Below are 18,748 nucleotides of genomic sequence, written 5' to 3'. Positions count from 1 at the left end.
CATCTTGTACCGGGTTATGGATGGCGTCACGTTCGTCCGGTCCGCCACACGGCGGCCCTCAAGCCACAGGAAAGCCAGTCCATGACCCGAAGCCATCATGGCGTCGTCGCCGATAATTACGGCCCGCGCGCCGATGCCTATGTCACCAGCGCCGTCCATGCCGGGGGCGCCGACCTCGACCAGATCGAACAGGGGCTGCGCGGCCGCTCCGATGCCCGCGTGCTGGATTTGGGCTGCGGTGGCGGCCATGTCAGCTACCGCGCCGCCCCCCATGTGGCGGAGGTCGTGGCGGTGGACCTGACGCCGGAGATGCTGGAGGCGGTCGCCCGCAACGCGGCGGAACGCGGCCTGACCAACATCGCCACCCGGCAGGCTCCGGCCGAACGGCTGCCCTTCGAGGATGGCCGCTTCGACATCCTGCTCTGCCGTTTCACCGCCCATCACTGGCGGGATTTCGAAGCCGGACTGCGCGAAGCGCGGCGGGTTCTGGCGCCCGGCGGCACGGCCGTCTTCATCGATTGCATCGCCCCTGCCCCCGCCATGCTGGACACCCATCTCCAGGTGGTGGAGGTGCTGCGCGATCCGTCCCACGTCCGCAACTATACGGCGGCGGAATGGATGGCGGCATTGGCCCGCGCCGGGTTCGCGGTGCGATCGCTGACCCCGCGCCGCCTGCGGATGGAATTCCCGGTCTGGACCGCCCGCACCCGCACGCCGGACCTCCATGCCCAGACCATCCGCTCGCTCCAGCGTGCCGCGTCGGCCGAGGTCCGCAGCCATTTCGACATCACCGACGACGGCAGCTTCCTGCTCGACACGCTGACGCTGGAGGCCGACCCGGTCTAGCCGGCGGCCAGTCCCCTCCGTTCCCGCCGGTCCAGCGCGCCGCTGGCCAGGGTCAGGATCAGGCCGCCCAGCACGAACAGCCCGCCGACCCAGGGGGTCGCGCCGAGACCGAGCGGGGAGGACACCACCTGCCCACCGAAGAAGGCGCCCGCCGCGATCCCAAGGTTGAAGGCGGCGATGTTCAAGGCAGAGGCGACATCGACCGCTCCCGGCGCATGGCGTTGCGCCAGTTGGACGACATAGAGCTGCAAACCCGGAACATTGGCGAAGGCCAGCGCGCCCATGCCGGCCAACGTGACCAGCGCCGGGATCTTGGCGTCGGCGGTGAAGGTGAAGACGACCAGGACGAGCGCCTGCAAGGCGAACAGCCAGGCCAGCGCCCGGACCGGTCGACGGTTGGCGAGCCGGCCGCCGACGATGTTGCCGACGGCGATGGCGGCACCATAGAGCACCAGCACCAGACTGACGGTGGAGTTGGAGAATCCGGTGATCGTCTCCAGGATCGGCGCCAGGAAGGTGAAGGCGACGAAGGTGCCGCCATAGCCGAGCGCGGTGATCGCGAAGGCCAGCAGCAGCCTGGGCTTCGCCAGCACCCCCACCTGTGCGCCCAGCCCGGCGGCGGCCGGCTGGCTGAGCCGTGCCGGCACCAGGACCGCGACACCGAGCCCGCCGATGACGCCAAGCGCCGACACCGCCAGGAAGGTGGAGCGCCAGCCGAAGGTCTGGCCGATCCAGGTGCCCAACGGCACGCCGGTGACGATGGCGATGGTCAGGCCGGAAAACATCATGGCGATGGCGGAGGCGCGCCGATCCTCCGGCACCAGATCGGCGGCGATGGTCGAACCGACCGAAAAGAAGACGCCATGGGCGAAGGCGCTCAGCACCCGCGCGACCAGAAGCGTCTCGTAATTGGGGCTGATGCCGGCCAGCAGATTGCCGGCGACGAACATGCCCATCAATCCCAGCAGAAGGGGCTTGCGCGGAACCCCGCCGGTCAGCGCGGTCAAAACCGGCGCGCCGATGGTGACGCCCAGCGCATAGACGCTGACCACCAGGCCCGCCATCGGCAGGCTGACATTCAGATCGCCGGCGACGGTGGGAAGCAGGCCGACGATGACGAACTCCGTCGTCCCGATCGCGTAGGCGCTGATCGCCAGCGCCAGCAGTGCGAGAGGCATTTGGAAACGCTCCGTTCCAGGGAAAGGACTGTGCTGGGAGGACGATGTGCGCCATAAAGTCTGGAACGGGAATGCCTGGGACATTCGCATGATCTTGTCATTCAGCGACAAGACTGGAACGGAGAGGACGAGGTGAGCGATCCACGCGCCTGGGAAATGCGTGTTTTCCTGAGGGTTGCCGCCCAAGGCAGCTTCAGCGCCACCGGCCGCGACGTCGGCATGACGCCGTCATCCACCGCGAAGCTGGTCAGCCGGCTGGAGGAACGGCTGGGCGTCCGCCTGGTCGAGCGGTCGACCCGCAAGCTGCGCCTGACCGTGGAGGGAGACCTGTACCGCGAACGGGCGGCGGCCCTGCTTGGCGAGCTGGATGCGCTCGATGCGGAGGTCGCCGGCGGCGCCCGCGCGCCGACCGGCCTGATCCGCGTCAACGCCTCCGTTCCCTTCGGCCAGCATTGCCTGCTGCCGCTGCTGCCCGAGTTCCTGCACGCCCACCCCGGCATCACGCTGGACGTTACGATGACCGACGAGGTGGTCGACCTCTATGCCGCCCGCGTCGATGTCGCCTTCCGCGCCGGCCCCTTGAGCGATTCCGCGCTGCTGGCCCAGCGGCTGGGCGTGGTGCGGCGGCTGATCGTCGCCTCCCCCGCCTATCTGGAGCGCAGGGGCGTGCCGATGAGCGCCGCCGACCTGGAGGCGCATGATTGCCTGGGCTTCAACTTCCGCCGCGCCGCCGCGGTCTGGCCGTTGAAATCAGGCGGACGTCTGGTCGACCGCGAAGTGCCGACCCGCATCCTGGCCAACAATGGCGAGACGGTGCGCCATATGGCGCTGCTGGGGCTCGGGCTGGCGCGGCTGGCCGACTATCATGTCCGCGACGACCTGCGGGAGGGGCGGCTGGTGGCGGTGCTGGAGGATGCGCTGGTCGATACCGAGGAAATCCACGCCGTCTATACCGGCCGCGATCGCGCGCCGCGCCGTGTCCGCGCTTTCCTCGACCATATGGCCCCGCGCATGCGGGCGGTGCTGGCCGGATGACGGGCATTGGGCCGATCGAACTCACCGCTGCGGAAAAGGCCATCACCGGTTTCCGCAAGGAACCGGTGACCGGGATCGGGTGATCCCCGGCCCGTCTCACTGAATCCTGGATTTTCGTGATGCGGAGCGCCATAACCCGCCCCTGATCCGTCAGTTCTTCGCACAGCGTCCTGGAAGTCCAATGACCGACACCCTTCGCCCCGTCCATGTCATCGGCGGCGGTCTCGCCGGGTCCGAAGCCGCCTGGCAGCTCGCCTCGCGCGGCATCCCCGTCGTGCTGCACGAGATGCGGCCCGTCCGCAAGACCGAGGCGCACAGCACCGAAAAGCTGGCGGAACTGGTCTGCTCCAACTCCTTCCGGTCGGACGATGCCGAGTACAACGCGGTCGGTCTGCTGCATGAGGAGATGCGGCGTTGCGGCTCGCTGATCCTGCGCTGCGCCGATGCGCACAAGGTGCCGGCCGGCGGCGCGCTGGCCATGGACCGCGACGGCTTCGCCGATTCGGTGACGGAGGCGGTGTCGACCCATCCCCTGATCACCATCGAGCGCGGCGAGGTCGCCGGCCTGCCACCGGAGGAGTGGGACAGCGTCATCGTCGCCACCGGCCCCCTCACCTCCCCGGCCCTGGCGGAGGCGGTGCGCTCCCAGACCGGCGAGGACTCGCTGGCCTTCTTCGACGCCATCGCCCCCATCGTCTATCTGGAGAGCATCGACCTGTCGAAGGCGTGGTTCCAGTCGCGCTATGACAAGCCAGGCCCCGGCGGCACCGGCAAGGACTACATCAACTGCGCCTTCGAGAAGGACGAGTACCGCGCCTTCATCGCCGCCCTGATCGAGGGCGAGAAGATCGACTTCAAGGAGTGGGAGAAGAACACCCCCTACTTCGAAGGCTGCCTGCCGATCGAGGTGATGGCGGAACGCGGCGTCGACACCCTGCGCTACGGCCCGATGAAGCCGGTCGGCCTGACCAACCCGCACAAGCCGGAACGCCGTCCCTATGCCGTGGTCCAGTTGCGCCAGGACAATGCGCTGGGCACGCTCTACAACCTCGTCGGTTTCCAGACCAAGCTGCGCCATGCCGAACAGGCGCGCATCTTCCGCATGATCCCCGGCTTGGAGAACGCCGAGTTCGCCCGGCTCGGCGGCATGCACCGCAACACCTTCCTGAACAGCCCGCGCATTCTGGATGGCGCCCTGCGGCTGAAGTCGCTGCCGCGCCTGCGCTTCGCCGGTCAGGTCACCGGCTGCGAGGGCTATGTCGAGAGTGCCGCGGTCGGCCTGCTCGCCGGCCGCTTCGCCGCCGCCGAGCGTCTCGGGCAGGAGATCAGCACGCCGCCGATGACCACCGCGCTCGGCGCCATCCTCGGCCACATCACCGGCGGGGCCGAGGCCGAGACCTACCAGCCGATGAACGTCAATTTCGGCCTGTTCCCGCCGGTGGACGACAAGATCCGCGGGCGCGACCGCAAGCTGGCCTACACCCGCCGCGCGCTTTCCGACCTGGACGGTTGGCTGAAGGACTGAACACGGCCTAATCGATGATCATGCCCGGCGGCATCCGCCGCCGGTAATGGTCGAGCCGGCTGGCCAGATCGCCGACATGCAGCTCGACCCGATGGCCGTCGGGATCGAGCACATAGAGGGATAGGCCCTCGCTGCGGTTGTCCTTCCAAACCGGCGCCGCCTGGGCGACGGTACCGGACAGCGCCGGAAAATCGTCCGGCGCGACATCGAAGGCGATGTGCGTGTAATCGCGGCGCACCGCCTCGCCCGCCTTCGGATCGACCGACAGGCAGAGCCAGAGCGCCCCCGCCTCCAGATAGGCGCCATCGCTCCAGCGTGCACGGACGGACATCCCCAGCAGGTCGCGATAGAATCCGAGCGATCGTTCCAAATCCGTGACCGCCAGCGTCAGATGGTTCAGGCCCCGGACAGCCCCCGGCCCAACCGCCGCCATCTCAATAGCGCCCGCGTATCGCCGCCCAGCCCAGCCTGATCTGGCGGAACGGGTTCGTCAGCAGCACGCGGGGGGCGAACAGGTCGTTGCCCTCCCGCGCGATCACGTCCAGATGCAGGTCGGCCAGGGCGGCCGGCAGCAGCGCCGGCACCGCCGCCTTCGGCACCTCGCGGCGCAGCGCGCGGGCCTCGGCCAGATGCTTGCGGGCGACGGCGGCGACCTCCGCCACCACGGGGCGCAGTCCGGGTGTCGAGCGGCCGGCGAACAGATCCTCGCTCCTGGCGCCATGGCGCCGCATCAGGTCATCGGGCAGGCGCTGCCGGTGCTGGCGGGCGAGGAAGGGCACCGCCCGCAGGATGCCGGACAGGGCATAGGCGATGCCGACATGACGTCCGGCCGCCATCGCCGCCGCTTCGCGCACGCCCAGGATCTCCAGCGCCAGCTGGACCAGCGGCGCCCCGGTGACCTCGGCATAATTGACCAGACAGGCCAGATCGGCCGGCGGCGTGTCGTCGAGGTCGGCCTCCCGCGCGTCGACCAGCCGGTCGAACAGGGCGCGGCTCAACCCCAGCCCGCGCGCGGCCTGGGCCAGCGGCTCCATCACCTCATGGCGTGGTACGGGTCCCTCCCCATAGACGGACTCGATGCCATCGCGCCAGAATTGTAGCCGCATCTGGCCCAGGATCGGTTCGCTCACCACCTCGCGCGTCTTCGCGATTTCGATGTTGAAGGCGTACAGCGCGAAGGTCGCCTCGCGCTTGTCGGCGGGGGTGAACAGACCTGCCAGAAAGTGGTCGTTGTCATATTTCCGAACCTCCCGTCCGCAATAGGACAGGTCGGTCGCAGCCTTCACCATGGGATGCCCGATTGGAAAAAGAGGGGAGGAGCGATTGTAAGGACGGGCCAAAGCCTGTTGTCACGCCTATATGAAGCACACACGGTCGCACCGCCAGCCCCGACGCGCAGCAGGCAGGGATCCCATGACGGATTTCAACATCGCCCAGACGAAACCCCGCAAGACCGGTCCGGTCGCACGCAAGGACGAGGCGGGGGAGAATTTCCCGGTCGCGTCCCGCCTGATCCCCAAGCATCTGCGTCCGCATGTGATCGCCTTCTACCGCTTCGTGCGTCTGGCCGACGACATCGCCGACGATCCCGATCTCGAACCGGAGACCAAGCTGGCCTATCTGGAGGCGTTGGAACGGGCGCTGACCTCGGGTCAGGCCAAGCACGCCTATCTGAAGCCGGCGATCGACCTCAAGGAGAGCTTGCAGAAGACCGGTGTCAGCGACCGCCACGCCCGCCAGATCCTGCGCGCCTTCCGCCGCGATTCTGTCGGCGCCCGCTGCCACAGCTGGAGCGACCTGCTCCTCTACTGCCGCTTCTCCGCCAATCCGGTCGGCCGCTATCTGCTGGACCTGCACGGCGAGGGGGCGGCGGCGGGACCGGCCTCGGACGCGCTGTGCTCCGCCCTGCAGGTGCTGAACCATCTACAGGACGCGCGGGAGGATTGGACGCAGCTCGGCCGCTGCTACATCCCGCTCGCCTGGTTCGACGAAACCGGGATCAGTGTCGAACGTCTCGTGGAGGTCGAAAGCGACGCCCGCCTGCGCGTCATCTTCGATCAGGCGCTTGAGCAGACCGACCGGCTGCTGGAACGTGCGGCGGCCTTGCCCGGCCTGATCCGGCACCGTGGCCTCCGGATGGAGGCGGCGGTGATCCTCAGCCTTGCCGAATCGCTGGCCAGGCGCTTGAAATCACGCGATCCGATGAAGGCGCGGGTCACGCTCGGCGCGCATCACAAGCTGGCGGCGGTGGCGCGGGGGCTGGCGCGCAGCTTCTCCGCCGCCTAAACTCCCTGGCCTCACATCGCGACACGCAATGCCGGCCCGTCGCGATGTGCAACGTCCAGGATGCGACAGATGACCCCTCCGCCGCTGGAGACGGCCCCGCTACCGGTATCCACGATCTCGCCGGATGGAAAGGCGCCCGATACGGCGACCAGCGTGGCCGCGAAATCGGGCAGCACCTTCTATTGGCCGATGCGCCTGCTGCCGGCGTCGAAGCGGGCGGCGATGTTCGCCATCTACGCCTTCTGCCGCCGCATCGACGACATCGCCGACGAGCCGGGGGAGCCCACAGCCAAGCGGGCGGCTCTGGATGGATGGCGCCGCGACATCCGCGACCTTTATGCCGGCGGCGCTCCCAACACTCCGCTGACCGCCGCGCTGAAGGGCGCCATCGACCGCTATGGCCTGCCCAGGGCTGAGCTGGAGGCGCTGATCGACGGCATGGCGATGGATGTCGCCGCGGAGGATCACGGTTCCCGCGGCATGCCGGCGCCCGATCTCGATACCCTGCGGCTCTATTGCCGGCGTGTCGCCGGGGCTGTCGGCATGCTGGCGATCCGGGTGTTCCATCGCGCCGACCCCGCCACCGAACGCTTCGCCCTGGCATTGGGCGAAGCCCTGCAACTGACCAACATCCTGCGCGATCTGGCCGAGGACGCCGGGCTGGGCCGGCTGTACCTGCCGCGCGAGATTTTGCGGACCGCCGGCATCGATGACGATCGCCCGGCCGAGGTGCTGGCCCATCCCGCCCTGCCCAGGGCCTGCGAGGCCATGGCCGATCTCGCCGAGACCCGCTTCGCCGAGGCGCGGGCCGCCATCGCCGGACAGGCGCGCGGCTCGCTGTGGGCGGCCACCGCGATGATGGTGCTGTATCACCGGCTGTTGCGGCGCCTGCGGGCTGGCGGCTGGCGCGACCTTCACGCCCGCGTGCGGGTGGGACGGCGCGAAAGCGCGTGGGTGGCGCTGCGCTGCATGCTCGGCCTTCCCCCGGCCATCTGATGCCGGAGGCGGGGGCGGAAGCGGGGCTCGTTCATGTCGTCGGCGCCGGGCTGGCCGGGCTCGCCGCCGCCGTCCGGCTCGTGGAGGCGGGCCGGCGCGTGACGCTCCATGAGCAGGCGCCGCAGGCCGGCGGGCGCTGCCGCAGCTTCCATGACGCCACGCTCGGCCGTTCGATCGACAACGGCAACCATCTGGTGCTCAGCGGCAATCGGGCGCTGCTCGATTATGCCCGGCGGACCGGCGGCGCCGATGCTCTGGAGGAGCTGCGGCCGGCGGCCTTCCCCTTCCTGGACCTGCGCGACGGCGCATGCTGGACGCTGCGTCCCGGCGGGCTGTGGCTGCTCGATCCGGCCCGGCGGGTGCCCGGCAGCCGCCCCCTCGATTATCTCGCCGCCCTGCGCTGCCTGACCGCCGGCAGCGGCCAGGCGGTCGCCGACCGCCTGTCTCCCACCGGGCGGCTGTTCGCGCCGCTGTGGCGTCCGCTGGCGGTCTCCGCCCTCAACGGGCCGGCGGAGCGGGTCTCCGCCCGTCTGTTCGGCGCCGTGTTGCGCGAGACGCTGCTGCGCGGCGAGACCGCTTGCCGGCCGGTGCTGGCGCCGCGCGGCCTCTCCGCCGCCTTCGTCGATCCGGCCTTGGCCCTGTTAAGGGACGCCGGGGCCGGTCTGCGTCTCGGCGCGCGGGTCGAGGGACTGACCTTTGCGGAGGACCGGGTGGCCGGCTTCTCGGCCGGCGGCGAGGCGGTGGCGCTCGGTCCCTTCGACAGCGTGATCCTCGCCGCCCCGGCCTGGAGCGCCGAGCGGCTGGTGCCGGGCCTGACGGTACCGCCGCCGGGAGCGGCCATCGTCAACCTGCATGTCCGGCTGGAGGCACCGGTGCGGCTGCCGGGCGGGTTTCCCTTCGTCGGGCTGATCGGCGGGACCGCGGAATGGCTGTTCGTCCGCGGCGACCTTCTGTCGGTCACCGTCAGCGACGCCGACGCGCTGGCCGGGCTGCCGGCGGAAGAGATCGCCGGCCGGCTATGGGCCGAGATCGTTCCTCATCTGGCTCCGGCACCGCGACTCGGGGACCCGATTCCACCCTTCCGCGTGGTGAAGGAGCGGCGGGCGACCCCCGACCAGTCCCCCGAATCGGTCGCGCGCCGCCCCGGACCGCGCACGCTCTGGACGAACCTGATGCTGGCCGGCGATTGGACGGAAACGGGACTTCCCGCCACCTTGGAGGCCGCCGTGCGCTCGGGAAACCGGGCGGCCGAAGCAACTTTGTCGAGCGGAAATAACCCTATAAGGCGTTCGGGACCGTTTCCGGCCTTCACAAGCTTCCGTCATCGGCCTATTTGGACGGACGGAGGTGCCGTGCTCGCAAGGCCCGGCCCGGAAGGACAATCAAAGAAGAGAGGGTAAATCAAATGGCGTTCGAACTTCCGCCGCTTCCGTATGCGTACGACGCTCTGGCTCCGTACATCTCGTCGGAGACCCTGCACCTGCACCATGACAAGCACCACCAGACCTACGTCACCAACCTGAACAACCTGACCAAGGACACCCCGCTGGCCGACGCCAGCCTGGAGGAGGTCATCAAGGCCGCCGCCGGCGACGCCTCCAAGGTCGGCATCTTCAACAACGCCGCCCAGGTGTGGAACCACACCTTCTTCTGGCAGTGCCTGAAGAAGGACGGCGGCAAGATCCCGGCCGCCCTGGAGCAGCGCATCGTCGCCGACTTCGGCAGCGTCGAGAAGTTCAAGGAAGAGCTGACCCAGGCCGCCCTGACCCAGTTCGGCTCCGGCTGGGCCTGGCTGTACCTGGACGGCGACAAGCTGAAGGTCGGCAAGACCGGCAACGCCGACACCCCGCTGGCGCACGGCCACAAGCCGCTGTTCACCATCGACGTGTGGGAGCATGCCTATTACGTCGATTTCCAGAACCGCCGCGCCGATTTCGTCAAGGCGGTCATCGACAACCTCGCCAACTGGGATTTCGCCGCCGAGCAGCTGGCCGCGTAAGTCTTCCCGTCGAAGGTTGAAAAACGCAAAGGCGCCCGAAAGGGCGCCTTTGTCGTTTGTACAGGACGGATGCTCGCCTACACCGGCAGCATCGCCGCCGCCACCCGCCGGCCTTCGGCCAGAAGCACATTGTAGGTGCGGCATACCGCGCGGCTGTCCATCAGCTCCGTCACCACGCCCCGCTCGCGCAAGGACTGGCGCAGAGCCTTCGGGATCATCCGCATGGTGGGACCGGTGCCGAGCAGCAGGATCTCCACCTTCGGCTCGGCACTCAGAACGGGACCGAAATCATCCACCGACAGGGAGGCGACGTCGGTCGCCTCCCACGGCAGGGTGCGGTCCGGCAGCACGATCACCGCGCCGACGCGCCATTGACTGGAAATGCAGAATTGCCCCGGTCCATAGCCGTCGATGACCTGACGGTCCGACGGGATCATCGGCATGATGTCGCTCATGCTGCCTTCTCCTGTTCCCGCGCGGCCTTACGGCGTGGTCGCCGGGGTGTTGCCCGCCGAGGCGGCATCGGGAGCGCCGCGCCGCAGACGGTTCTCGCCAAGGAACAGCAAGATGGGGGCGGCGATGAACACCGACGAGCTGGTCGCAAGGACAATGCCAAAGATCAGCACGATGCCGAAGTCCTGTAGCGCCTCACCACCGAACAGCGCCAGCGGGATGATCGACAGCAATGTGCAGACCGAGGTGCCGACGGTGCGGTTCAGCGTCTCGTTGATCGACAGGTCGATCAGGTCGCGCAGCGGCATCTTCTTGTAGATGCGCAGATTCTCGCGCATGCGGTCATAGACGACGACCTTGTCGTTCACCGAATAGCCCATCACGGTCAGGATCGCCGCCACGGCCGTCAGGTTGAACTGGATGTCGGTGACGGCGTAGAAGCCGATGATCTTGGTGATGTCGAGGATCAGCGTCACCACCGCGCCGAAACCGAACTGCCATTCGAAGCGGAACCAGATGTAGACCAGCATCGCCAGCATGGCGAGGCCGAGCGCCAGCATGCCGTTGGCGAACAGCTCGCCGCTGACCGAGGCGCCGACCGCTTCGACGCGGCGCACCTGGGTGCCCGGCACCGCCTGGGCCAGGGTGTTGCGCACCTTGTCGGCCGCCACCTGCTGGGCGGCATCGTCGCCGGGCTGGCGCTCCAGACGGATCAGCACGTCCTGCGGCGACCCGAACTCCTGCAACGCCACCTGTCCCATGCCAAGGCCGGACAGGGTGTGGCGCAAAGACGAGAAGTCGGCGGCCTGCGGGGTGCGGGCTTCGATGACGATGCCGCCGCGAAAGTCGATGCCGTAATTCAGGCCGGGGTGGAAGAACAGGATGACGGATGCGATCGACAGGATCGCCGACACGACGAGGCCGGCGATGCGGCCGTTCATGAACGGGATCTTGGTGTTGTCGGGGACGAGGCGGAGATGGAACATCGTGAGACCTCTCAGACCGGCAACGCCGCCGGACGGGTCCGGCGAAGCCAGGTCACCATCATCAGGCGCACGAGCACCGTCGCGGTGAACATGGAGATGAGGATGCCGAAGGTGATGGTGACGGCGAAGCCCTTGATGGTGCCGGTGCCGAAGATGAACAGCAGCGCCATCTTGATGGCCGTCGTCAGGTTGCTGTCGACGATGGTGCTGTAGGCGCGGCTGAAGCCGGCCTCCATCGAGGCGAAGACCCCGCGGCCCTTCTTCGTCTCCTCGCGGATGCGCTCGTTGATCAGGATGTTGGCGTCAACCGCCAGACCCAGCGACAACAGGACGCCGGCGATGCCCGGCAGCGTCAGCGTGGCGTGCAGGAGCGACAGCGCCGCCAGCGTCAGCACCAGATTGACGAACAGAGCCGAGCAGGCGAAGGCGCCGAACAGTCCGTAGCTGGCGATCATGTAGATGCAGACCATCACGAAGCCGACGACGACGGCGGTCAGACCGGCGCGGATCGAATCGGCGCCCAGGTCGGGGCCGACGGTCCGCTCCTCGATCACCTTCAGCGGGGCCGGCAGGGCGCCGGCGCGCAGCAGCACGGCGAGGTCGTTGGCGTTGGCGGCGGTGAAATTGCCGCTGATCTGGCCGCGGCCGCCGGTGATCGGCTCGCGGATGACCGGCGCGCTGATGACCTTGTTGTCGAGCACGATGGCGAAGGGCCGCCCGACATTCTGCTTGGTCACTTCGGCGAAGCGGTTGGCGCCGGCGCTGTTGAATTCGAAATTCACCACCCACTCGCCGGTCTGCGGGTTGGTGCCGGCAGACGCGTTCTGCAACGTGGCGCCGTCGACCTCGACCTTCTTGCGGATGACGTATTTGGACTGGTAGCGGTCGCCCTCGGCCGACGGCAGGATCTCCGACCCCGGAGGGGCGCGGCCGGTGCTGGGATCGGCGTTCACGTCGACCAGCCGGAAGGTCATCTTGGCGGTGGTGCCGAGCAGCCGCTTGATGCGGTCGGGATCCTCGACGCCGGGCAGCTGGACCAGGATGCGGTCGTTGCCCTGGCGGGCGATGGTCGGCTCGTTGACGCCGGTCTCGTCGATGCGTCGGCGGACGATCTCGATCGATTGCTCGATCGCCTGGGTGGCGCGGTCGCGGAGCGCGACCTCGCTGAGAGCCAGGGTGACGGTGCCGCCATTGACGGTCACGTCGAGATCGGGCTGACCGACGCCCAGCGCCGACCGCCCGACCGGGCTGGACAGCTGGCGCAGCGCCTTCACCGCCTCGTCTGCCTGGGCCGGGTCGCGCAGCTGGACGGTGAGCGAGCGCTCGCCGGCGTTCAGCGCGGTGTAGCCGACATTGGCGGTGCGCAGCTGCTGCCGCGCGCCGTCGACCAGACCCTCCACCCGGTCACGGATGACGGTGGCCATGTCGACCTCGAGCAACAGATGCGATCCGCCGCGCAGGTCGAGCCCCAGTGACACCCGGGTGTTGGCGTACCAGGACGGCAGAGCCGCCAGCGTGTCGCGGCCCAGGAAGTTGGGCAGAATCAGGATGAACCCGGCGAGGCAGGTCGCCAGGATCATGTAAATCTTCCAGCGCGAAAAATAGAGCATGCGTCACTCGAATCCGATCAGACACCCGATCCGGGCGACCGGTCCGCCACCGATCGGGGCGACCGGCCGGGTCGGACGGGAAGCGCCTTCGGGCCGACCCGCTGAAGAGGGGCCCGGCTGCGGCTTACTTGCGGCCGAACAGCTTGCCGATGCCGCCGGCGGCGGGGGCGTCGGCCGGCTTGGCCTCGCCCTCGGAAGCCGGGGCGGCGTCGCCGCCGGACTTGCCGGCCGGTTCGGTCTTGGCGAGCACCAGATTGACGGTGGAGCGCAGGCAGCGCACGCGGACATTCTCCGCGATCTCGACGGTGATCTCATCGTCGGTGCCGACCTTGGTGACGATGCCGATGATGCCGCCGCCGGTCACGACGCGGTCGCCGCGGCGGATGGCCGACAGCATCGCCTTATGCTCCTTCATCTTCTTCTGCTGCGGACGGATCAGCAGGAAGTAGAAGACGACGAAGATCAGGATCAGCGGCGCGAACTGGACGAGCATGTCACCGCCGCCGCCAGCCGGGGCCGCCGTCTGTGCATAAGCCGTCGAAACGAACATCTGGAAGCTCCTTACAGGTTTGGTCTCGGCACCGGATCGGCGTTCCGCCGGGACGCCGCGACTATAGCCGCCCATGACCGGGATGCAATGGTGATGCGCCGCGATCCGCCGGGCGGCCACGGCTTGTGCGCCTGTCCCGCTGTGCTACGGTGCGAGGGCGTCGGAAAGATGGCTGCGCGGGCACCCGCTTTCCATGGAACATCCAGAAAAAAAATTCCGGAAACTCATGTCGCACTCAAAAAAAAACTCCGGCAAACGCCATGGCGATAAGTCCGGTGCCGAGCAGGCGCTCGTCCCCCTGCTGACCCGCATCGCCGAGGCGCTGGAACGTCTGGCGCCGCCGCCGGACCGGCCGCTGGATTTCGGCGCTGCGGACGCCTTCGTCTGGCATCCCGATCCCGACCGGCTGGAAGCGGTGCCGGTTGTCAACCGCGTCGACATCATGCTGTTGCAGGGAATCGAGCGGCAGCGCGAGATCCTGCTGGACAACACCCGCCGTTTCGCCGCCGGGCTGCCGGCCAACAACGCCCTGCTGTGGGGCGCGCGCGGCACCGGCAAGAGCTCCCTGGTCAAGGCCGCCCACGCCGCGATCTGTCTGGAACGGCCGGGCGAACTGGCGCTGGTGGAAATCCACCGGGAGGACATCCCCACCCTGCCCCGCCTGCTGACCCGGCTGAAGGGCGAGGGGCTGAAGGGTGAATCCCGCCGCTTCATCCTGTTCTGCGACGATCTGTCCTTCGACCATGACGACGCCCATTACAAGTCGCTGAAGGCGGTGCTGGACGGCGGGATCGAGGGACGGCCGGACAATGTGGTGTTCTATGCCACCTCCAACCGCCGCCACCTGATGCCGCGCGACATGATCGAGAACGAGCGCTCCACCGCAATCAACCCGGCGGAGGCGGTGGAGGAGAAGGTGTCGCTGTCCGACCGCTTCGGTCTGTGGCTGGGCTTCCACAACTGCGACCAGGACACCTATTTCGCGATGATCGAGGGCTATGTCCGCCATTTCGGCCTGGACATCCCGGAGGACCGGCTGCGCGCCGAGGCCGTCGAATGGTCGGTCACGCGCGGAAGCCGGTCCGGCCGGGTGGCTTGGCAATTCATCCAGGACCTGGCTGGGCGCCTCGGGAAGTCCCTTCGCTGACCTTGCGGTCCATCTGGTCATTCGGGTCGACGGCTTGGCTGCCCTTGCGCAGCTCGAAATGCAGCTGGGGCGAGGAGACGCCGCCGGTCTGGCCGACCCGGGCGATCACCTGCCCCCGCTTCACCGTGGCGCCGCGCTCCACCTCGATCTTGTCGAGATGGGCATAGGCGGTGATCCAGCCGTCGGAATGCTTCAACAGCAGCAGGTTGCCGAAGCCGCGCAGCTCGTTGCCGGCATAGGCGACGACGCCGTTGTCGGCGGCGACCACGGCGGCGCCCTTGGGGGCCGCGATGTTCAGCCCGTCATTGTGCAGCCCGTCCGGCTTCGGCCCATAGCCGGAGATCAGCTTGCCCTTCACCGGCCACAGGAAACGGGCGCCGCCGCGCGGCGGCGGGGCGCCGACCTCGGCCTTCGGTTCCGCCGGTTTCGGCGGAGCGGCGGCGGCAACCTCCTGCTGCTGGGGCGCGGCGGGCGGCGGAGCCGCCGCCGCTGCGGGAGCGGCGGCCGGTGCGACGAGCGGCGTCGGCTTGTTGGCGGGCGGCCGCAGCATGGTCGGGGCCTGACCGGGCTGATAGGCCGTGTCGCCGGACGCGGCGGGAGAGCCGGCGGCCGGCGGCGCTTCCGCCGCCGAGCCCGGCTTCGCCGGCGGCGGCAGTGGCGTGGCGGCGATGCTTCCCGAAGAGGCGGCTCCGGCGGCGGCGGACGCGCCCGGCGGCGGCAGCTCCGCCGCCTGCACCGATCCGCGGCCGGCCGGGGTGCCCTGTGGCGGCGTCTGGGGCGGCGTCAGCGGAACGGCGGCCCCCGTGGCGCCACCGGCGGCCACCATGGTGCCGCTGCCGTCGGTGCCGCCCGGCAGGCGCAGGGGCTGGCCCACCTGCACCGCGTAGGGCGGGGTCAGGTTGTTCAGCCGGGTCAGCTCGCTGACATCGACATTGTACATCCGCGAGATGCTGTAGAGGCTGTCGCCCTTCTGCACGATGTACTGGCGCGAGGTCGGCAGCAGCAGCCTCTGGCCGATCTCCAGCCGATAGGGCGGGGTCAGCTTGTTGGCGTCGATCAGGTCGCGCAGCGGCACATTGTAGCGGCGCGACAGGCTGTAGGCGCTGTCGCCCTTCTGCACGGTGATGGCGCCGCCGGCTGAGTCCGGCACGTCGGAGACATGGGTGAAGGGGGCCAGGCCGCCCACCCGGTCACAGGCGCCGAGCGCCAGCATGGCGGTGGACAGGACGAGCGCGGACAGGAAGCGCCCGGTCTTGGGGCGCCCGGTCTTGGGGAATGCAGGGTTCATGCGGAACGGACCGGTTGCGGCGGGTCGGACAGCAGCGGAACGAAACGGACGGGCCACAGGTCCTCCCGGATAAGGCCAGCTTCGGAGCGCCGGAAACGCACGACCCTCTGGTCGCGGTGATCGGTCCCCAACGGAATGACCATGACACCACCAACGGCGAGTTGATCCGTCAAGTCTTTTGGCGGCTCGGGCCCACCGGCGGCCGTGACCAGTATGCGCGCGAAGGGAGCCTGTTCCGACCAGCCCCGCGTCCCGTCGCCGAGCCGCGTGGTGATGGTGTGGATGCCCAGCGCCTGGAAACGCGCCTCCGCCTCGCGCAGAAGCGGCTTGAGCCGCTCGACGGTGAAGACGCGCCGGCACAGCCGCGACAGCACCGCCGCCTGATAGCCGGAGCCGGTGCCGACCTCCAGCACCAGATGCCGCGGATGCGGCTCCAGCGCCTGGGTCATCAGCCCGACCACCAGCGGCTGGCTGATGGTCTGGCCGAGATCGATGGGCAGCGCCACATCCTCCCAGGCGCGGTCCTGGAAGGCGTCGGGAACGAACAGCTCGCGCGGGATCCGCTCGATCGCCGCCAACACCCTGGTGTCGGTGACGCCGGCCCCGCGAAGGGCCATGAGCAAGCGGATCTTGCGCGGGTTGTAGGTCACACGAAGGCCTGCCTCAACGTCTGGAGCGTCGGCGTGTGGGTGAGGTCGAGATAGACCGGCGTCACCGAGATGCCGCCGTTGAACACGACATGGATGTCGGTGTCGTCCGCCACGTCGGCCTCGCCGCGCAGCGTGCCGATCCAGATATAGGGCTTGCCGCGCGGGTCGACGCGCTCGAACAGCTCGTCGCCGATCTTGCGCTTGCCGTGGCGCACCACCTGGATGCCGGTCACCTCCGCGGCCGGGCGGGCCGGGAAATTGACGTTCAGCAGCACGTTCCTCGGCCAGGGAACCGTCACCGCCTTGCGCACCACGGCGGCGCCATGGGCGGCGGCGGCGGACCAGTCGATCGGCTGGCCGGTCTCGTAATGCTGGCTCATGGCGATGGCCGGGACGTTCAGCAGCGTCGCCTCCATCGCCGCGGCGATGGTGCCGGAATAGGTCACGTCCTCGCCGATGTTGGAGCCCTGGTTGACGCCGGACAGGACCAGCGTCGGGCGGGCGTCCTTCATCACATGGTTGACCGCCAGCAGCACGCAATCGGTCGGGGTGCCGTCGACGGTGTAGCGGCGTTCGTCCAGCTTGCGCAGGCGCAGCGGCCGGTTGATGGTCAGCGAATGGCTGGCCGCCGACTGCTCCATCTCCGGCGCCACGACCCAGACATCGTCGGACAGTTCGCGGGCGATGGCTTCCAGGACCTTCAAACCCTGGGCATGGATGCCGTCGTCGTTGGTGACGAGGATCCGGGCCCGGGACAGGTCGAGCGGCAGGGTGAACATCAAATCGAAATCCTCTCCACTCCGCGCATGTAGGGGCGGAGCGCTTCCGGAACCAGGATCGAACCGTCGGGCTGCTGGTAGTTCTCCAGCACCGCGATCAGGCAGCGCCCGACCGCCACACCCGATCCGTTGAGGGTATGGACGAATTGGGTTTGCTTCTCGCCCTTGGCACGGCAACGGGCCTTCATCCGCCGCGCCTGGAAATCGCCGCAATTGGACACGCTGGAGATCTCGCGGTAGGCGTTCTGGCCGGGCAGCCACACCTCGACGTCATAGGTCTTGCGCGAGGAGAAGCCCATGTCGCCGGTGCACAGAACGATGGTGCGGTAGGGCAGGCCCAGCCGCTCCAGGATCGTCTCGGCGCAGCGGGTCATGCGCTGGTGCTCGTCCTCCGACTGGTCCGGCGCGGTGATGGCGACCATCTCCACCTTCCAGAACTGGTGCTGGCGGATCATGCCGCGGGTGTCGCGCCCGGCCGATCCGGCTTCCGCGCGGAAGCAGGGGGTCAGCGCGGTGTAGCGCAGCGGCAGCTCCTCCGCCGCGACGATCTGGTCGTTGACCAGATTGGTCAGCGGCACCTCGCTCGTCGGGATCAGGTAATGGTCGCTGGCGGTGGTCTTGAACAGATCCTCCTCGAACTTGGGCAGCTGGCCGGTGCCGAACAGGGCGGTGTCGCGCACCATCAGCGGCGGGGCGATCTCGGTGAAGCCATGCTCCGACGTGTGGATGTCCAGCATGAAGTCGGCGAGCGCCCGTTCCAGGCGTGCCAGCCCGCCCTTCAACACTGTAAAGCGGGCGCCGGACATGCGGGCCGCCGCCTCGAAATCCATCAGGCCCAGCGCCTCGCCCAGCTCGTAGTGCTGCTTGGGGTTGGCGATGTTGGCCGGGGTGCCCCAGCGGCGGACCTCGACATTCTCGGTTTCGTCCTTACCGAGGGGAACGTCGTCGGCCGGGATGTTGGGCAGGCCCGCCAGGATGGCGTCCAACTCGGCGCCGAGCGAGCGCTCGTCCTCCTCCACCTGGGGCAGGCGGTCCTTCAGGGTCGCCATCTCGTCGAGGATCGGCTGGGCGTCGCGCCCCTCGCGCTTGGCGAGGCCGATCTCCTTCGCCGCCTCATTCCGGCGGGCCTGCATCTCCTGCATCTGGGTCTGCGCGGCGCGGCGGCGGCCGTCGAGGTCGAGCAGAGAGGACGACATCGGCGCCAGTCCCCGGCGGCCGAGGCCGCGGTCGAAGGCTTCGGGATTCTCACGGATGGCGCGAAGGTCGTGCATGGCTCGAACAATCAACGAATTGTGTGGGGCACTGGTTATACGGCGCGGCCCGGCCAAGGTCCAGTGCGCCAAGGGTCCGGTATCGCCATACGTCCCGCGTTCCTCCGGCGCGCATCCCTGCGCGGACGGCATGGCGGCTGCGCCCAGGC

General features: G+C 68.7%; 19 protein-coding genes. 8 read left to right on the top strand and 11 right to left on the bottom strand.

Going from position 1 to position 18,748, the window contains the following annotated elements:
- Positions 1 to 81 precede the first annotated feature (81 nt).
- Complete coding sequence (locus tag AZL_RS07780) at positions 82 to 846, top strand: class I SAM-dependent methyltransferase (RefSeq protein WP_012974080.1); 765 nt, start codon at positions 82 to 84, stop codon at positions 844 to 846.
- On the opposite strand, the gene AZL_RS07775 is transcribed toward AZL_RS07780, so the two are convergent.
- Positions 843 to 2,024, bottom strand: coding sequence for an MFS transporter (locus AZL_RS07775; RefSeq protein WP_012974079.1), 1,182 nt, complete (start codon positions 2,022 to 2,024; stop codon positions 843 to 845). The two genes, AZL_RS07780 and AZL_RS07775, sit on opposite strands and share 4 nt — an antisense overlap.
- 132 nt (positions 2,025 to 2,156) lie before the next feature.
- On the opposite strand from AZL_RS07775, the gene AZL_RS07770 reads away from it, so the two are divergent.
- Both AZL_RS07770 and trmFO read left to right on the top strand, forming a co-directional pair.
- On the top strand, positions 2,157 to 3,059 hold the full coding sequence (locus tag AZL_RS07770) for a LysR substrate-binding domain-containing protein (protein ID WP_012974078.1): 903 nt from the start codon (positions 2,157 to 2,159) through the stop codon (positions 3,057 to 3,059).
- Positions 3,060 to 3,240: 181 nt separating this feature from the next.
- The gene (gene trmFO / locus AZL_RS07765) at positions 3,241 to 4,584 is read left to right on the top strand and encodes a methylenetetrahydrofolate--tRNA-(uracil(54)-C(5))-methyltransferase (FADH(2)-oxidizing) TrmFO (protein WP_012974077.1); all 1,344 of its coding nucleotides are present in this window, start codon (positions 3,241 to 3,243) and stop codon (positions 4,582 to 4,584) included.
- Positions 4,585 to 4,591: 7 nt separating this feature from the next.
- On the opposite strand, the gene AZL_RS07760 is transcribed toward trmFO, so the two are convergent.
- Positions 4,592 to 5,017, bottom strand: a complete 426-nt coding sequence (locus tag AZL_RS07760; RefSeq protein ID WP_012974076.1) for a VOC family protein — start codon at positions 5,015 to 5,017, stop codon at positions 4,592 to 4,594.
- Position 5,018: 1 nt separating this feature from the next.
- Positions 5,019 to 5,873, bottom strand: coding sequence for a phytoene/squalene synthase family protein (locus tag AZL_RS07755; RefSeq protein WP_012974075.1), 855 nt, complete (start codon positions 5,871 to 5,873; stop codon positions 5,019 to 5,021).
- Positions 5,874 to 5,997: 124 nt separating this feature from the next.
- On the opposite strand from AZL_RS07755, the gene AZL_RS07750 reads away from it, so the two are divergent.
- The 4 genes from AZL_RS07750 (at position 5,998) to AZL_RS07735 (ending at position 9,865) form a co-directional block, all read left to right on the top strand.
- Positions 5,998 to 6,870, top strand: a complete 873-nt coding sequence (locus AZL_RS07750; protein ID WP_012974074.1) for a squalene/phytoene synthase family protein — start codon at positions 5,998 to 6,000, stop codon at positions 6,868 to 6,870.
- 69 nt (positions 6,871 to 6,939) lie between these two features.
- On the top strand, positions 6,940 to 7,866 hold the full coding sequence (gene hpnD, locus AZL_RS07745) for a presqualene diphosphate synthase HpnD (RefSeq protein ID WP_148219248.1): 927 nt from the start codon (positions 6,940 to 6,942) through the stop codon (positions 7,864 to 7,866).
- Positions 7,821 to 9,266, top strand: a complete 1,446-nt coding sequence (gene hpnE, locus AZL_RS07740) for a hydroxysqualene dehydroxylase HpnE (RefSeq protein WP_247894168.1) — start codon at positions 7,821 to 7,823, stop codon at positions 9,264 to 9,266. Before hpnD ends, hpnE begins: the two co-directional genes overlap by 46 nt.
- Positions 9,267 to 9,271: 5 nt before the next feature.
- A complete protein-coding gene (locus AZL_RS07735; protein ID WP_012974071.1) occupies positions 9,272 to 9,865 on the top strand; it encodes a superoxide dismutase in 594 nt (197 codons plus the stop codon).
- Between the two features lie 77 nt (positions 9,866 to 9,942).
- Here the strand turns inward: AZL_RS07735 and AZL_RS07730 are convergent, their stop codons facing one another.
- The 4 genes from AZL_RS07730 to yajC all read right to left on the bottom strand — a co-directional run bounded on the left by AZL_RS07730 (position 9,943) and on the right by yajC (position 13,464).
- Positions 9,943 to 10,320, bottom strand: a complete 378-nt coding sequence (locus AZL_RS07730; RefSeq protein WP_012974070.1) for an Mth938-like domain-containing protein — start codon at positions 10,318 to 10,320, stop codon at positions 9,943 to 9,945.
- A 27-nt stretch (positions 10,321 to 10,347) separates the two neighbouring features.
- Complete coding sequence (gene secF, locus AZL_RS07725) at positions 10,348 to 11,304, bottom strand: protein translocase subunit SecF (RefSeq protein WP_012974069.1); 957 nt, start codon at positions 11,302 to 11,304, stop codon at positions 10,348 to 10,350.
- Positions 11,305 to 11,315: 11 nt separating this feature from the next.
- Positions 11,316 to 12,914 carry a protein translocase subunit SecD gene (gene secD, locus AZL_RS07720; RefSeq protein WP_012974068.1) on the bottom strand — a complete coding sequence of 533 codons (1,599 nt, stop codon included), beginning with the start codon at positions 12,912 to 12,914 and terminating at the stop codon, positions 11,316 to 11,318.
- Positions 12,915 to 13,038: 124 nt separating this feature from the next.
- Positions 13,039 to 13,464 carry a preprotein translocase subunit YajC gene (gene yajC / locus AZL_RS07715; protein ID WP_012974067.1) on the bottom strand — a complete coding sequence of 142 codons (426 nt, stop codon included), beginning with the start codon at positions 13,462 to 13,464 and terminating at the stop codon, positions 13,039 to 13,041.
- A gap of 226 nt (positions 13,465 to 13,690) precedes the next feature.
- Between yajC and AZL_RS07710 the strand changes: the two genes are divergently transcribed.
- A complete protein-coding gene (locus AZL_RS07710) occupies positions 13,691 to 14,611 on the top strand; it encodes an ATP-binding protein (protein WP_042442788.1) in 921 nt (306 codons plus the stop codon).
- On the opposite strand, the gene AZL_RS07705 is transcribed toward AZL_RS07710, so the two are convergent.
- Genes AZL_RS07705 through serS form a run of 4 tightly spaced genes read right to left on the bottom strand, consistent with a single transcriptional unit; the run spans position 14,568 to position 18,599 of the window.
- Positions 14,568 to 15,899: a M23 family metallopeptidase gene (locus AZL_RS07705; protein WP_148219247.1), complete on the bottom strand. Its 1,332-nt coding sequence runs from the start codon at positions 15,897 to 15,899 to the stop codon at positions 14,568 to 14,570. The two genes, AZL_RS07710 and AZL_RS07705, sit on opposite strands and share 44 nt — an antisense overlap.
- On the bottom strand, positions 15,896 to 16,549 hold the full coding sequence (locus AZL_RS07700; protein ID WP_012974064.1) for a protein-L-isoaspartate(D-aspartate) O-methyltransferase: 654 nt from the start codon (positions 16,547 to 16,549) through the stop codon (positions 15,896 to 15,898). Before AZL_RS07700 ends, AZL_RS07705 begins: the two co-directional genes overlap by 4 nt.
- Entirely contained in the window at positions 16,546 to 17,328 is a 783-nt protein-coding gene (surE, locus tag AZL_RS07695; RefSeq protein WP_012974063.1) for a 5'/3'-nucleotidase SurE, read from the bottom strand. The genes AZL_RS07700 and surE overlap by 4 nt, the downstream gene beginning before the upstream one ends.
- A complete protein-coding gene (gene serS, locus AZL_RS07690) occupies positions 17,328 to 18,599 on the bottom strand; it encodes a serine--tRNA ligase (RefSeq protein WP_012974062.1) in 1,272 nt (423 codons plus the stop codon). Before serS ends, surE begins: the two co-directional genes overlap by 1 nt.
- Positions 18,600 to 18,748: the final 149 nt, after the last annotated feature.

It is taken from the genome of Azospirillum sp. B510, assembly GCF_000010725.1.
Classification (GTDB): domain Bacteria; phylum Pseudomonadota; class Alphaproteobacteria; order Azospirillales; family Azospirillaceae; genus Azospirillum; species Azospirillum lipoferum_B.
This window is presented reverse-complemented; position numbering and strand designations above follow the sequence as displayed.

Excerpts from the sequence above, each read along its gene's own strand:
- AZL_RS07710 (WP_042442788.1), top strand. The coding sequence starts at position 13,691 with ATGTCGCACTCAAAAAAAAACTCCGGCAAACGCCATGGCGATAAGTCC.
- AZL_RS07775 (WP_012974079.1), bottom strand. The coding sequence starts at position 2,024 with ATGCCTCTCGCACTGCTGGCGCTGGCGATCAGCGCCTACGCGATCGGG.
- hpnD (WP_148219248.1), top strand. The coding sequence starts at position 6,940 with ATGACCCCTCCGCCGCTGGAGACGGCCCCGCTACCGGTATCCACGATC.
- AZL_RS07755 (WP_012974075.1), bottom strand. The coding sequence starts at position 5,873 with ATGGTGAAGGCTGCGACCGACCTGTCCTATTGCGGACGGGAGGTTCGG.
- AZL_RS07780 (WP_012974080.1), top strand. The coding sequence starts at position 82 with ATGACCCGAAGCCATCATGGCGTCGTCGCCGATAATTACGGCCCGCGC.
- trmFO (WP_012974077.1), top strand. The coding sequence starts at position 3,241 with ATGACCGACACCCTTCGCCCCGTCCATGTCATCGGCGGCGGTCTCGCC.
- yajC (WP_012974067.1), bottom strand. The coding sequence starts at position 13,464 with ATGTTCGTTTCGACGGCTTATGCACAGACGGCGGCCCCGGCTGGCGGC.
- AZL_RS07750 (WP_012974074.1), top strand. The coding sequence starts at position 5,998 with ATGACGGATTTCAACATCGCCCAGACGAAACCCCGCAAGACCGGTCCG.
- AZL_RS07735 (WP_012974071.1), top strand. The coding sequence starts at position 9,272 with ATGGCGTTCGAACTTCCGCCGCTTCCGTATGCGTACGACGCTCTGGCT.
- AZL_RS07760 (WP_012974076.1), bottom strand. The coding sequence starts at position 5,017 with ATGGCGGCGGTTGGGCCGGGGGCTGTCCGGGGCCTGAACCATCTGACG.
- AZL_RS07705 (WP_148219247.1), bottom strand. The coding sequence starts at position 15,899 with ATGAACCCTGCATTCCCCAAGACCGGGCGCCCCAAGACCGGGCGCTTC.
- secD (WP_012974068.1), bottom strand. The coding sequence starts at position 12,914 with ATGCTCTATTTTTCGCGCTGGAAGATTTACATGATCCTGGCGACCTGC.
- secF (WP_012974069.1), bottom strand. The coding sequence starts at position 11,304 with ATGTTCCATCTCCGCCTCGTCCCCGACAACACCAAGATCCCGTTCATG.
- surE (WP_012974063.1), bottom strand. The coding sequence starts at position 17,328 with ATGTTCACCCTGCCGCTCGACCTGTCCCGGGCCCGGATCCTCGTCACC.
- serS (WP_012974062.1), bottom strand. The coding sequence starts at position 18,599 with ATGCACGACCTTCGCGCCATCCGTGAGAATCCCGAAGCCTTCGACCGC.
- AZL_RS07730 (WP_012974070.1), bottom strand. The coding sequence starts at position 10,320 with ATGAGCGACATCATGCCGATGATCCCGTCGGACCGTCAGGTCATCGAC.